General features: G+C 55.9%; 15 protein-coding genes and 1 other RNA gene. 9 read left to right on the top strand and 7 right to left on the bottom strand.

Annotated elements, in window-relative coordinates:
* The first annotated feature begins 24 nt into the window (after positions 1-24).
* From JQU52_RS00365 to JQU52_RS00405, 9 genes are all read left to right on the top strand, one after another.
* Positions 25-876 carry a prepilin peptidase gene (locus JQU52_RS00365; RefSeq protein WP_230339235.1) on the top strand — a complete coding sequence of 284 codons (852 nt, stop codon included), beginning with the start codon at positions 25-27 and terminating at the stop codon, positions 874-876.
* Positions 873-1481 carry a dephospho-CoA kinase gene (gene coaE, locus JQU52_RS00370; protein WP_230340615.1) on the top strand — a complete coding sequence of 203 codons (609 nt, stop codon included), beginning with the start codon at positions 873-875 and terminating at the stop codon, positions 1479-1481. The genes JQU52_RS00365 and coaE overlap by 4 nt, the downstream gene beginning before the upstream one ends.
* Positions 1478-2251, top strand: coding sequence for a cell division protein ZapD (zapD, locus tag JQU52_RS00375; RefSeq protein ID WP_230339236.1), 774 nt, complete (start codon positions 1478-1480; stop codon positions 2249-2251). The genes coaE and zapD overlap by 4 nt, the downstream gene beginning before the upstream one ends.
* On the top strand, positions 2251-2451 hold the full coding sequence (yacG, locus tag JQU52_RS00380; protein WP_230339237.1) for a DNA gyrase inhibitor YacG: 201 nt from the start codon (positions 2251-2253) through the stop codon (positions 2449-2451). The genes zapD and yacG overlap by 1 nt, the downstream gene beginning before the upstream one ends.
* A gap of 60 nt (positions 2452-2511) precedes the next feature.
* Positions 2512-3429, top strand: a complete 918-nt coding sequence (locus JQU52_RS00385) for an ABC transporter ATP-binding protein (protein ID WP_230339238.1) — start codon at positions 2512-2514, stop codon at positions 3427-3429.
* Positions 3426-4187, top strand: coding sequence for an ABC transporter permease (locus JQU52_RS00390; RefSeq protein WP_230339239.1), 762 nt, complete (start codon positions 3426-3428; stop codon positions 4185-4187). The genes JQU52_RS00385 and JQU52_RS00390 overlap by 4 nt, the downstream gene beginning before the upstream one ends.
* A gap of 56 nt (positions 4188-4243) precedes the next feature.
* Positions 4244-4495: a BolA family protein gene (locus JQU52_RS00395; protein WP_230339240.1), complete on the top strand. Its 252-nt coding sequence runs from the start codon at positions 4244-4246 to the stop codon at positions 4493-4495.
* A gap of 582 nt (positions 4496-5077) precedes the next feature.
* Positions 5078-6331, top strand: a complete 1254-nt coding sequence (gene murA / locus JQU52_RS00400; protein WP_230339241.1) for a UDP-N-acetylglucosamine 1-carboxyvinyltransferase — start codon at positions 5078-5080, stop codon at positions 6329-6331.
* A 247-nt stretch (positions 6332-6578) separates the two neighbouring features.
* Complete coding sequence (locus JQU52_RS00405) at positions 6579-6776, top strand: hypothetical protein (protein WP_230339242.1); 198 nt, start codon at positions 6579-6581, stop codon at positions 6774-6776.
* A 134-nt stretch (positions 6777-6910) separates the two neighbouring features.
* On the opposite strand, the gene JQU52_RS00410 is transcribed toward JQU52_RS00405, so the two are convergent.
* The 7 genes from JQU52_RS00410 to JQU52_RS00440 all read right to left on the bottom strand — a co-directional run bounded on the left by JQU52_RS00410 (position 6911) and on the right by JQU52_RS00440 (position 13297).
* Entirely contained in the window at positions 6911-7273 is a 363-nt protein-coding gene (locus JQU52_RS00410; protein ID WP_230339243.1) for a GIY-YIG nuclease family protein, read from the bottom strand.
* Positions 7274-10717 carry a DNA polymerase III subunit alpha gene (gene dnaE, locus JQU52_RS00415; RefSeq protein ID WP_230339244.1) on the bottom strand — a complete coding sequence of 1148 codons (3444 nt, stop codon included), beginning with the start codon at positions 10715-10717 and terminating at the stop codon, positions 7274-7276.
* 99 nt (positions 10718-10816) lie between these two features.
* Positions 10817-11047: a PhaM family polyhydroxyalkanoate granule multifunctional regulatory protein gene (locus JQU52_RS00420; protein ID WP_230339245.1), complete on the bottom strand. Its 231-nt coding sequence runs from the start codon at positions 11045-11047 to the stop codon at positions 10817-10819.
* 187 nt (positions 11048-11234) lie between these two features.
* Positions 11235-11415: non-coding RNA, 6S RNA (ssrS, locus tag JQU52_RS00425), on the bottom strand.
* Positions 11416-11724, bottom strand: coding sequence for a cell division protein ZapA (locus tag JQU52_RS00430; protein ID WP_230339246.1), 309 nt, complete (start codon positions 11722-11724; stop codon positions 11416-11418).
* Positions 11724-12056: a hypothetical protein gene (locus JQU52_RS00435; RefSeq protein WP_230339247.1), complete on the bottom strand. Its 333-nt coding sequence runs from the start codon at positions 12054-12056 to the stop codon at positions 11724-11726. The genes JQU52_RS00430 and JQU52_RS00435 overlap by 1 nt, the downstream gene beginning before the upstream one ends.
* Positions 12057-12142: 86 nt before the next feature.
* The gene (locus JQU52_RS00440) at positions 12143-13297 is read right to left on the bottom strand and encodes an ABC transporter substrate-binding protein (protein ID WP_230339248.1); all 1155 of its coding nucleotides are present in this window, start codon (positions 13295-13297) and stop codon (positions 12143-12145) included.
* Positions 13298-13316 lie beyond the last annotated feature (19 nt).

The raw sequence follows: 13316 nt of genomic DNA on the forward strand, positions 1-13316 counted from the left end.
CTGTGTTATTAAAGAAAAACAATCATGTCCGATACCGTTTTGTATATTGCTTTAGCCGCCCTATTGGGTTTGGTGGTGGGCAGTTTTTTGAATGTGGTGGTGTACCGCCTACCCATTATGCTGGAGCGCGGCTGGCGGCGTGAGGCACGAGCAGTGCTGGCTTTGCCGCCCGACACTGATGACGAGCAACGCTTTAATCTACTCGTACCCGCTTCGGCCTGCCCGCATTGTCATGCGCCGGTGAAACCGTGGCAAAACATTCCGGTACTGAGCTTTTTGCTGCTCAAAGCCCGCTGCCATAGTTGTCACACACCGATTTCTTGGCGCTATCCACTGGTAGAAATTCTTACTGCGACCGCATTCGCAGTGGTGGTGTGGCGTTTCGGCTGGAATGAAACCGCGTGGATGGGCTTGCTGTTCACCGCCGTGTTGCTGGCGCTCACCTTTATTGATGTTGACACCCAGTTACTGCCGGATCAGCTCACCCTGCCGCTTATTTGGCTGGGCTTGCTGTTTAATTTATGGCTAGGCTTTGTGCCTTTAACGCAAGCAGTGCTGGGCGCGGTATTGGGCTATTTGAGTTTATGGTCGCTGTTTTGGCTATTTAAACTGCTCACCGGCAAAGACGGCATGGGCTATGGCGACTTTAAGCTTTTGGCCGCATTGGGTGCTTGGCTGGGTGCCGCCACTTTACCGGTGATTGTGTTGATGGCGGCGCTGGTGGGGATTGTGGCTTCGATTATCCTCAAAGTGGCACGCAACCAACCAATGGCCTTCGGCCCGGCGCTGGCGGTTGCCGGCTGGATTGTGTTTGTGGCCAATGAGCCGATTAAGCAAGCCATCCAGTGGTGGCTGCACTCCGCAGGCTTGGCATGACGCTGTGGGTGGGGCTTACCGGCGGCATCGGCAGCGGTAAATCTACCGTGGCGGCGCGGTTTGCCTCTCATGGCGTGCCGGTGTTAGACGCTGATGCGATTGCCCACAACCTCACCGCAGCCAATGGCGCCGCCCTGCCCGCCATTCGCGCCCATTGGGGTGATGCCGTTTTTGCTGCCACCGGCCAACTGAATCGCGCCGCGCTGCGTCAACGTGTTTTTGCCGATGCAACACAAAAACAGCAGCTGGAAAGCCTGCTGCACCCGCTGATTTTCGATGCCATTCAGGCAGCCCAACAACACACCGCCTTGCCGCACGGCTACGGCGTGGTAGAAATACCGCTGCTCACCGAAATCCCCCGCTTCCGGCAATTGGTACAGCGCATTCTGGTGCTGGACGTAGCGGAACCTTTGCAAATCGAGCGGGTCAAGCAACGCAGCCAATTAAGCGATGCCGCCGTGGCCACCATTATGGCGCAGCAAGCCAGCCGTCAACAGCGCTTGGCCATTGCCGACGATGTCTTGACCAACCACGGCGACTTATCCGCACTGCACACCGCTGTCGACCAACTGCACCAATACTATACTGCCCTAAGCCAGCCATGACCGACCACATCCGTTACGAACACCCCCTCTCCGAGCGCATCCGCAATTTTTTACGCTTGGAGCATTTGTTTGCCCGCTTTCGCGACACCAGCAACAGCAATGAAGCCTGCGCCCACCACACTGCCCTGTTTACCCTGTTTGAAATCATGGAAGCAGCGGCGCGTGCCGAATTGAAGCTGGATATTTTGCAAGAGCTGGAACGGCAAAAAACCTTGGTGGATCAATATCCGCAATGGAGCGCCGAACAACAGCAAGCCCGCTTGGATGCCTTGCAAACGGCCACCCAAAATCTGCACAATGTGCACCAGAAATTCGGCCAACACCTGCGTGAAAACGAATGGCTGATGGCCATCAAACAGCGCATGTTGGTGCCCGGGGGCACCAGCCCGTTTGATTTGCCGTCCTATTTTTATTGGCAACAACTGGGCACCGAGACACGGCAGCAACAGCTACACCAGTGGATACAGAGCCTGCTGCCCACCTATGAAGCCATCTACCTGTTGCTGCACATTTTGCGCAGCAACAGTTGGGTGGTGGCTTGCGAAACCAGTGGCGGCAGCTATCAGCACAACAGCCTGGCACAAAACATCCATTTGTTGGCCATTGATGTGGCACTGGCACATGCTGCCTTGCCGGAAGTGTCGGCCAATAAATACTTCACCCACATCCGTTTTCTGCAAGCCTCGCAACAACAGGCGCGCGGCAAGGCGCTGGAAGGTCAGATTCCCTTTCAGCTGATTATGTGCAGCTTCGACCCGGTGATTCGCTGATGCCACCCACCACCAAACCGCTCACCGTCACCTGCCCCACCTGCGGCAAAGACGTGGCTTGGCTGCCTGAAAACCGCCAGCGCCCGTTTTGCAGCCAACGCTGCAAATTGATTGATTTGGGCGCATGGGCGGCAGAAGACTATACAGTAGCCGCCGCAGAAGACAGCCCGCAAGAAGACGACCTGCATCCGCGCCATTAGCGCCTGTTCACAGGCCATTCCGGCTTTCAGGCAGCCTCACCCACACACCCTTAAACAACCATGACCACACCCGCCCTTGTTATCGACCATGCGGTCAAAACCTATGCCAACGGCTTTACTGCGCTCAACGACGTCAGTTTCACCGTGGCTGCCGGTGAGTTTTTCGGCCTGCTCGGCCCCAACGGCGCCGGCAAAACCACCTTGATTTCGGCCATGGCCGGTTTGAGCCGCCTCACCTCCGGCCAAATTGCCGTCAACGGCCACGATGTGCGCCGCGATGCCTACGCCGCGCGCATGAGTTTGGGCGTGGTGCCGCAAGAACTGGTGTTCGACCCGTTTTTTTCGGTGCGTGAAGCGCTGCAGTTTCAATCCGGCTATTTCGGCATCAAAAACAACGATGCCTGGATAGACGAAATCATCACCCGCCTAGGCTTGGCCGACAAAGCCGACACCAACACGCGCGAACTTTCCGGCGGCATGAAACGGCGGGTAATGGTGGCACAAGCCTTGGTGCACCGCCCGCCGGTAATCGTACTAGACGAGCCCACCGCCGGAGTGGATGTGGAATTGCGCCAAAGCCTGTGGCAATTTATCGAATCACTCAACCGCCAAGGCCACACCATCATCCTCACCACCCATTATCTGGAAGAAGCGCAAAGCCTGTGCAGCCGCATCGCCATGATGAAACACGGCCGCTTGGTGGCGCTGGACAGCACCGCCAACCTGCTCAAATCCGACACCGGCCTGCGCCTGGCGCTCACCCTCGACAATAGGCTGCCTGAAAGCCTGCACCGCTGCTTGCTCAGCAGCGATGGCGACCAACACACCCTCAAATTGGCCGACTATGGCGAATTGGCCTTTGTGCTGCAAGCGCTCAAATTCGACGGCATCAACATCAAAAGCATGAGCTTGCTGGAAACCGATTTGGAAGACGTATTCCTGCGCCTCACCAGCGACCACGCGGAGGGCGCGGCATGAATTTCACCGGCTTTTACACCCTGTTTAAAAAAGAAGTGCTGCGGTTTTGGAAAGTGGGCTTTCAAACCTTGTCTGCCCCCATTCTCACCGCCTTGCTGTATCAATTGATTTTTTCACACGTCATGCGTGGCCACACTGACGTATTGCCCGGCGTGAGCTACACCGCTTTTCTGATTCCCGGCCTGGCGATGATGTCGATGACGCAAAACGCCTTTGCCAACGCCTCTTCCAGCCTGATTCAATCGCGCATCACCGGCAATCTGGTGTTTATTTTGCTGCCGCCGCTATCCAGCCAGGCGTTTTTCGGCGCTTACGTGGCCGCCGCCGTGGTGCGCGGCTTGGTCGTGGGCGCGGGCGTGCTGGCGGTAACCGCCTGGTTCGGCCTGCCCATGCCGCACAACGTATTGTGGATTGTGATGTTTGCCTTGCTCGGCTGCGGCATTATGGCCGTGTTCGGCCTGCTGGCGGGCATTGTGGCCGAAAAATTCGACCAACTGGCCGCGTTCCAGAATTTTCTGATTATGCCGCTCACCTTTTTATCGGGCGTGTTTTATTCCATCAACTCACTGCCGCCGTTTTGGCGCGCCATCAGCCACGCCAACCCGGTGTTTTACATGATAGACGGCTTTCGCTACGGCTTTTTCGGTGCCAGCGACGTATCGCCGTGGCTGTCGTTGGCGATTGTGGGCAGCAGCTTTATTGTGTTGAGCATCGCCATCCATGCCGTGTTAAAATCTGGCTATAAATTACGCAGCTGATTTTCAGGTAGCCTTTAAACAAAAGGCTGCCTGAAACCTTTTTACGAAAGAACACCATGCTCAGCACCGAACAAGTTAAAGCCATGATTGCCAGCGTTGTGGCCGCCGAACACATCGAAGTGGAAGGCGACGGCCACCATTTTTTTGCCCACATCGTTTCTTCCGCCTTTGAAGGCAAAGCACGGCTGGCACGCCACCGTCTGATTAAAGACGGCCTGGCCGACAAAATCGCCAGCAACGAATTGCATGCCCTGTCGATCAGCACTGCCGCCACACCGGCCGAATGGGCCGCCAAACATCAGCACTGAACTGTTTTCAGGCTACCTGAACAGACGCAGGCAGGGTAACCATGACCGACACACCCAACTCATCCCGCGTACGCCCCGAATCCGCCCGGCAGCAGCAACAGGCTGCCAAATTCCGATGGCTCACCATAGTGGTTTGGCTGGGCATTTGGCTACTTTGCAGCCTGCTGCTGGGACACTATGCCTCGGGTGGCGGAGAGACTAAAGAGACTGATTCGATCATATACTGAATTGTCATCACCTTGGGCGGCGGCGTGGCCACACTCATCATCCACCGCCTTCGCTACAGCTGGAAACCAGAGGCTCCGGTCACCTTCAACTTGTTGTGGCTGTTGATACAATTGATTCCCCTCTTGGTCATCCTGTTCGGTTTCAGCGCGTGCGCATTCCTACTGACTATGCGCTGGCTTGGCGGCTAGATTAGGTCGCGCCAAGAAATGGAACAAGTGGGCTCATTCACTATATAATGCCCTTTTTGCCCGCTGCATATCCGACACCCCATCAATTACCCATCAGCAACGGGCAAAGCCATCCGACCAATCTGCATGGGGCATCCTCGTACTGCCTCACAGGAACCCTCATCCTATGGACAAACTCAAAATCACCGGCAACGGCCCTTTAAACGGTGAAATCACCGTATCCGGCGCCAAAAATGCCGCCCTGCCGCTAATGTGCGCGGCCTTACTCACCAAAGACACCCTGCGTCTCACCAATGTGCCCATGCTGCGCGACGTTAAAACCACGCAAAAGCTGCTGCAAGGCATGGGCGCGCGCGTGCTCACCGACAATGTGCATGAATTCGAAATCAACTGCGGCAGCCTCAACAACACCTGCGCCCCGTACGAGCTGGTCAAAACCATGCGCGCCTCCATTCTGGTGCTCGGTCCCACACTGGCGCATTTCGGCGAAGCCCAAGTGAGCCTACCCGGCGGTTGCGCCATCGGCTCGCGCCCGGTCGACCAACACCTCAAAGGCTTGGAAGCCATGGGCGCGGAAATCGTGATTGAACACGGCTATGTGAAAGCGCGCGCCAAACGCCTTAAAGGCGCACACATTGTGATGGACATGGTTACCGTTACCGGCACTGAAAACCTGCTGATGGCCGCCGTGCTGGCCGACGGCACCACCGTGCTGGAAAATGCCGCCATGGAGCCGGAAGTCACCGATTTGGCCGACTGCCTGGTGAAAATGGGCGCCCGCATCCAAGGCATCGGCACCCCAACACTCACCATTGAAGGCGTGGAGCGCCTCTCCGGCACCACCCATGCCGTGGTGCCCGACCGCATTGAAGCGGGCACCTTTTTGTGTGCCGTGGCCATGGCCGGCGGCAAAGTGGTGCTGCGCCGCGCCGCGCCAAAAACCATGCAGGCCGTACTCGACAAACTCAGCGAAGCCGGAGCCATTATCGAAGCGGGCGACGACTGGATTGCCATCGACATGCAACAACGCCCGCGTGCGGTCGACATCCGCACCCTGCCCTATCCGGCGTTTCCCACCGATATGCAGGCACAATTTATGGCCATGAACGCCATTGCCGAAGGCAGCGGCAAAGTGGTGGAAACCATTTTTGAAAACCGCTTTATGCACGTGCCGGAGCTAAACCGCATGGGCGCCAACATCAGCGCCGAAGGCAATACCGCCATCGTAAAAGGCGTGGCCAAACTCTCCGGCGCCACCGTAATGGCCACCGACCTGCGCGCTTCTGCCAGCCTGGTGATTGCCGGCTTGGTGGCCGATGGCGACACCATTGTAGAGCGCATCTACCACTTGGATCGCGGCTACGAAAACATCGAGCAAAAATTGGGCGGCGTGGGCGCCAAAATCGAACGCATCGCTTAATTATTTCGCTGTTTAAATCAAAGGCTGCCTGAAATCGTTTCAGGCAGCCTTTTTACCAACATCATATTAAGCCTAAAATATCTCAAGTGATTTATTCTACAAATATATAGTGCAATGCATAATACCAATTCTACAAAATAACCTAACTGCGTTGGCTCGCCTTAGCTCGAAGAGAACGATTTTGTAAGGCGCTAAAGCACCAACAAACTCTGTTCCGTACTAGGTGTACTGTCTGCGGCTCGCCGCCTTGTTATCTTATTTTGTAGATTGGTATAACAAAGTGCTACGGCGTTATCGCGATATTGAAACCTTACGCCAGCAAGGTGCCGATATCCGTGGTGAAGCAGGCATTGAAGCAGGATTTTCTACTGCCGCCCTTGAGGTTGGATGCAAAAGAAATGAAAGCGCTGGTGTTTGCCACCCGCTGGCTGGCGCAGCAGCCTGATGGTGGTTTAGGGGTCGCCTCTGCCGACCATGTGGCGCTCGGTGTGGTCGGTGGCTTTATGCAATTGAATCACAGCAAGGCTGCGGCGTGTGTCGGCGGGCGACTGGATTATTTACTATGCACCACAACAAACCCTAGGCTGCCTGAAACAACGGCAGTAGCCCCCACAATATCTGTTTACGCGCCGCAGGCCATTGCTTTAAGCGGTTTTCGCAGCGGGCAGCGGCAGCGGCGGTGAGGCCGCAGGCCACTAGGCGCATTTCCACCGGCGGGTGCATACGGGTGTAACGCGCGCCTTTGCCTTGGCAATGCGCCTGCCAGCGCCGCAACGGCTGATTGCTGATGCCGCAATAAAGGCTGCCGTTGCGGCAGCGCAGCAGATACACCACCCACTCGCCCGACGGCTGCGGCCATGGCAGTAAGTTGTTTTCAGGCAGCCTTGGTGTGGCACATGCAGAAAGCAGGCCGGGCGCTGTATCCGGATTGGCGGTGTACATTTACCAGCCCACACTCACGGCATGTTCGCCCAATAAGTCGCCTAAGGCCTGCAATAAAGGCTCGCTTAAGGCAATTTGCCAGCCATTAGCCGGTTTCAATTCGCCGTAGGCATGGGCGTTTTCGTAGCACAGCTTTAGCGGCACACGCCGTTCGCCTTGGGTTTTGTGTTCTTGTAACAAGGCGGCCAGCGCATCAATATTGTGTTCGTGGTGCAGATGCAGGTGTAAATGGCGGGCAAAGCGCTCGCGCGCACCGGCCAAGGTGTAAACCGCATCGGCGGTGATACGCAGGCCTTCGCCGCCGTTGTAGTCGTCCACCGCCACTTTGCATTCCAACAGCAGCACTTGATCGGCCTTGAGCACCTCGGCGTATTGCTCCAGCACCACCCCGGCCACCACCACTTCTACTTTGTCGCCGCCGTCTTCCAGCAGCAGCACCGCAAATTTGCCGCGTTTGCCCATAATGTAGCGCACGCTGGTAACAAAACCGGCCACCCATTGTTTGTATTCGGCCGCTTTCAGGCTGCCCAGTGTTTTGGTGGCAAAGGCGCGCACTTCAGCGGCATAGGGCGCAAACGGATGGCTGGAAAAATAAAAGCCCATGGCCTGTTTTTCTTCCGCCAAGAGCAGCGATTGCGACCACGCGGCCACCGGCATCATTTCCACCGGTGCAATGGCGTCTTCCACAAAGTCAAACAAGCCGCCTTGATTGGCATTGGCGGCCAATTGATCGGCGTGTTCCATTGCCAGGCCGATATTGGCCAACAACAAGGCGCGGTTGGGCTCGATTTCATCAAACGCACCGGCACGCACCAGCGCTTCCACGGTGCGTTTGTTTAAATGGGCTTTGCCCACGCGTTGGCAAAAATCAAACAGGCTGGCGAATGCGCCACCGCTTTCGCGCGCGGCCACAATCGCTTCCACCGCGCCTTCGCCGGTGCCTTTAATGGCACCCAGCGCATAACGGATTTGCATTTGCCCCACCGGCGTAAAGCGATAGTGTGATTCGTTCACGCTGGGCGGCAAAAAGGTGATGCGGTTTTCCACCGCGTCGTCATAGAAGATTTTGAGCTGGTCGGTGTTGTCCAATTCGCTCGACATGGTGGCGGCCATAAATTCGGCCGGATAATGCTGTTTGAGCCAAGCGGTTTGGTAGGCCACCAGCGCATAGGCGGCGGCGTGCGATTTGTTGAAACCGTAGCCGGCGAATTTTTCCATATAGTCGAAAATTTCGTTGGCTTTGGCTTCGTTGATGCCTTTGGCGGCGGCACCGGCCACAAAAGTGGCGCGCTGCTGCACCATTTCTTCCACTTTTTTCTTACCCATGGCACGGCGCAGCAAATCGGCACCGCCCAATGTATAGCCGCCAATCACCTGCGCCGCCTGCATCACCTGCTCCTGATACACCATAATGCCGTAGGTGGGCTCAAGCACCGGCGCCAGCAGCGGATGCAGGTATTCAAATTGCTCGCCGTGCATGCGGCGGGTGAAGTCGGGAATCAGATCCATCGGCCCGGGGCGGTAGAGCGACACAAAGGCGATGATTTCCTCAAACTGGCTGGGACGTGCTTGGGTGAGCATTTTTTTCATCCCCGCCGACTCAAACTGGAATACGGCGGTGGTGTTGCCCTTGGCAAAAATATGCGCATAGGTGGCGGCATCGTCCAGCGGGATATGCGCCACATCCACCTGCTCGCCGCGGGTTTGACGGATAAAATTCTGCGCCATTTCGATGATGGTGAGGTTGCGCAAGCCCAAAAAGTCGAACTTCACCAAGCCGATTTGTTCAACGTCGTCTTTATCAAACATCGACACCGGTGAGGCATCGTCGCCCTGTGCCTGATACACCGGGCAGAAATCGGCAATTTTGCCCGGCGCAATCAGCACGCCGCCCGCGTGCATACCAAGGCCGCGGGTGAGGTCTTCGAGTTTTTTGGCCAACACCATCAGCTCTTCGGCTTCTTCTGCCGCCAATAATTGGCCAATCTGCGGCTCGGCTTCCAGTGCTTTGTCCAGCCCCAAGGGTTTGTTTTGCTCCACCGGAATCAGCTTGGATAATTTATCGCACAAGCCAAACGGCAAATCGAGCACCCGCCCCACATCGCGCACCACTGCCTTGCTCGACAAGGTGCCGAAGGTCACAATCTGGCTCACTGCCGCCACGCCGTATTTTTGGCGCACATATTGAATCACGCGGCCACGGTTTTCCTGGCAAAAGTCGATGTCGAAGTCGGGCATCGACACGCGCTCCGGATTCAAAAAGCGCTCGAACAGCAAAGCGTATTGCAGCGGATCCAAATCGGTGATTTTCAGCGCATACGCCACCAGCGAGCCGGCACCGGAGCCGCGCCCCGGCCCCACCGGGCAGCCGTTGTTTTTGGCCCAGTTGATAAAGTCGGCCACAATCAGGAAATAGCCGGGAAAGCCCATTTGGATAATGGTGTTGAGCTCAAAATCCAGCCGCGCTTGGTATTCAGGCAGCCTTTGCGCACGCTCGGCTTCATCCGGATACAGCAAGGCCATGCGTTCGGCCAAGCCTTCATTGGCCAAGTGCACCAAGTAATCGTTCAGGCTCATGCCCGCGGGCGTAGGGAAGTCGGGCAAGAAATTCTTGCCCAAGGTAACGGTGAGGTTGCAGCGCTTGGCAATTTCCACGCTGTTGGCCAGCGCGGCGGGAATATCGGCAAAACGCGCGGCCATTTCTGCAGGCGTGGCGAAATATTGGCTGGGGGTAAAATCGTGTGGGCGGCGTTTGTCGGCCAGCACATAGCCTGCGGCAATGCACACCCGCGCTTCGTGTGCTTGGAAGTCGTCGCCATCCAAAAATTGGGTTGGATGAGTGGCCACCACAGGCAAATCCAAGGCCGCCGCCAATTGCAGGCTGCCGGCCACCGCGGTTTCCCATTCCGGCTTTTCAGGCAGCCTTTGCAGCTCCAGATAAAAACCGTCGCCAAACCAAGTGTGGTATTTTTCGGCGGCGGCGCGGGCTTCGTCGGCATGGCCGTTGAGCAAAGCTTGGCCGATTTCGCCGTATTGCGCCCCGGAGAGACAAATTAAGCCGCTGTTATCGCCTTCGGCCAGCCATGCCTGCTTGAGCTGGGCTTGCTGAGTGTCTTTGTCTGCGCCCACATAAGCTTGCGTGAGCAGCTCGCTTAGGCGCAAATAGCCTTGGCTGTGACGGGCAATCAGCAGCAGGCGGAAAGGTTTGTCCGGCTGCGCTGGGTTTTCCAGCCACACATCGGCCGCCACAATCGGCTTGATGCCCGCGCTGCGGCAAGCCTTGTAAAACTTGACCATGCCGAACACATTCATCAGGTCGCTGATGCCTAAGGCCGGCAAACCGTATTGTGCCGCCCGCTTGACCGCATCTTTAATCCGCACCATGCCGTCTTCAATCGAAAACTCAGTGTGCAGGCGCAGGGGGATGTAATTCAAATCAGACATAAATACTCACGCCGCTTTCAGGCAGCCTGAAAAAAATCAGTCCATCTTAGGCTGCCTGAAAGCGGTTGATAAAGACAATAGAAAGTTTGCCTAAGATTTTTAAGGTTTTTCGGCAAACGATTCGAAAAAAACCTTTTGCTGTTGCAGCAATGCTTTTTGCGTTTGCACCGCCTGCAGCTGGAAATTAAGCCACATCTCCACGCTGTCCAAATCGGCAATGCGTTTTTCCACTTCGGCCAGCGAAGTGGGCGGTAAAAACGGCAAGGCCTGCGTTGGCGCTTGCTGCCAAAATTGCTGCCAAGCAGCAAAGGGGTTGTTGGGGTCGTTCATACACAGCTCCCGCTTGGTGAAAGGCCATCGGTTATCAATCCATTTTAAATCCAATGGATTCCGGCTTGCGCCGGAATGACGGTGTCTCAATTACACTTATAGCAAAAAATATTGTTCAAGCTTAAAACCAGCATCACCAACAAAGCAATACGGGCTGCATCCCCTAGGAAATGCAGCCCGTGTAATGGGTTCCCCCGCCTGTGCCGTTTGGGCTCCATCCGCTTGAACCTTGAAGACAAGGCCGGCAGCATGAAACGGCTTCGGGTACATCCGCAGAGGGACGCGCACACCCACCATCGACTTTGCCGCCGTTAAAGCGAACTATTGGTTCAAAGGAATATCTGCCCTTTCGAACACCGCAGGGGAATTCAAACTGTTTGGCTTTGTGCCTGCGCCACTGCTTCATCGCAGCACTGAACCATGGCACTTATTTTACGCTCAAACTCGCCAATTGCCAAATCATCTTGTACGGTTAATTTCAGCAAATCATGGGTAAGGTTTAAAGCGGCCATAATCACGATTTTATCGGTTTCCACAATGCGTCCGGAGCTTTGAATGGCGGCGATTTTGTCATTCAGCATGTGCACGGCCTGCACCAGCGTGTCGTGTTCGGATGCGGGGGTGCCGATATTGAATTGACGCCCCAAAATATCCACTTGCACTTGTTGAATCTGCATTACGCCACCTCCTGCACCGAATCGGCGGGCAAACGGCGCAACAATGTGTTGATGTCTTGCGCCGACTGCTGCAACATTTGCCGGTATTGCTCATTTTCCAGCCTCAGCGCATCAATCACTTGCTGCAAGCTTTGTTCCAGATTCAAAATCTGCAATTCGTATTGTTGCACCAGCGCGGTTTTGTCGGCATCGAATTCCTGCAACAAGCGTTGTTGTTGCTCGCGCAAACGCTGCCCATCATCGGCCAAAGCCTGTTTTTCGCCCATTAAGGTTTTAAATTGCGCCACCAAGGCGGTAACGCTGGTTTCCAATTGCTGTAACTGATTATTCATGGCTCGGAGGGGCTGATACGTTGACAGGCGCATGGTTGCCGAATTTACCCGCCTTGTCAATGCCGGTGCCGTTGGATTAAGTAAAGCTAGGGGGTGGTTTGGGCTTGATTGGGGTTGGCACGAATGCTGTCGGCCACTACCCAGCCACCTTCTTCCACCTGATACACAGTGAGCACCGCTTCATTGCGCTGGCCCTGATTATCAAATGTAAGTGCGCCGCTAAGCAAGCCACCGCTCATATTTAAGGTTTTGAGCTTGCTGGCATAGGTTTGCGGTGCAGTGCTGTCGGCCAGCTTCATTGCTGTGAGCAGCGCCCAAGTGCCATCGTAGGCCGCAGCCGCCGCTTCATCCGGCTCAGTATGGAAGCGCTGGGCAAAAGCGGCACCAAAACGATCCGCACCGGCCAGCTGCGCCAGCGGCATGCCCGCCATCACCGCCATGCTGCCCGGCGCATAGGATGCGGCTTGCTGAATAAAGCTTTTGCCCAGTGCTTCTTGGGTCATCATCACCGGCACCAGCACTTTATTTTGCTGTAATTTACGCACCAACATGGCCGCCGACTTGGCGTCGCCACTGTAAAAAATCAAATTTGGCTGCGCGGTTTTCAGCTGCAACACCAGCTGGCGCACATCGGCCTGATTGGTTTTACCCAAAATATACATGTCGGCACGAGCGCCGGCGGTTTGCACCCGGTCTTGCAAAGCTTGGGTTAATTCGGTTTGCTGGCCGTGGCTGACCACGGCGATTTTATCCAGGCCTTGCTGCACCGCCAGATATTGGCCAATCAAGCTGCCTTGTTGGCGGGCAGTGGCATTGATGTGGAATACGGTTTTGCCGTCGGCCTCGGTGGGCTCGGCACGCAAGCTAACGGCAGGCAAATTTTGCTGCTGCAACACCGCTGCTTGCGCCGGGTCGATGTCGCCCAGTGCCGCTGCCGGTTGACGCGATTTAATCGCCGACAATAAGGCGGCTTCTTTGTGCCCTTCCACATTGCGCAGCACAAAACGCACGGTTTGGCCTTGGATTTTCCAAGCCTTTTCATTCACTTCGGCCAGTGCCAAATCCACGCCTTGGCGTGCCGTCTCATCCTTATCGCCCTGTAAATACAGAATGTTGACCGTGGCTTCTGCTGTTGGTGCGCTGCTGCTGTCGCCATTGTTGTTGACGGCATGGTTTTGCGCCTGGTTGCCACATGCGGCCAACACGCAAGCCACGCCCACAGACCATAATTTTTTGTTCACATGCACTCCATTATTGCAA

This window comes from Paralysiella testudinis (genome assembly GCF_016894345.1).
GTDB classification, from domain to species: domain Bacteria; phylum Pseudomonadota; class Gammaproteobacteria; order Burkholderiales; family Neisseriaceae; genus Paralysiella; species Paralysiella testudinis.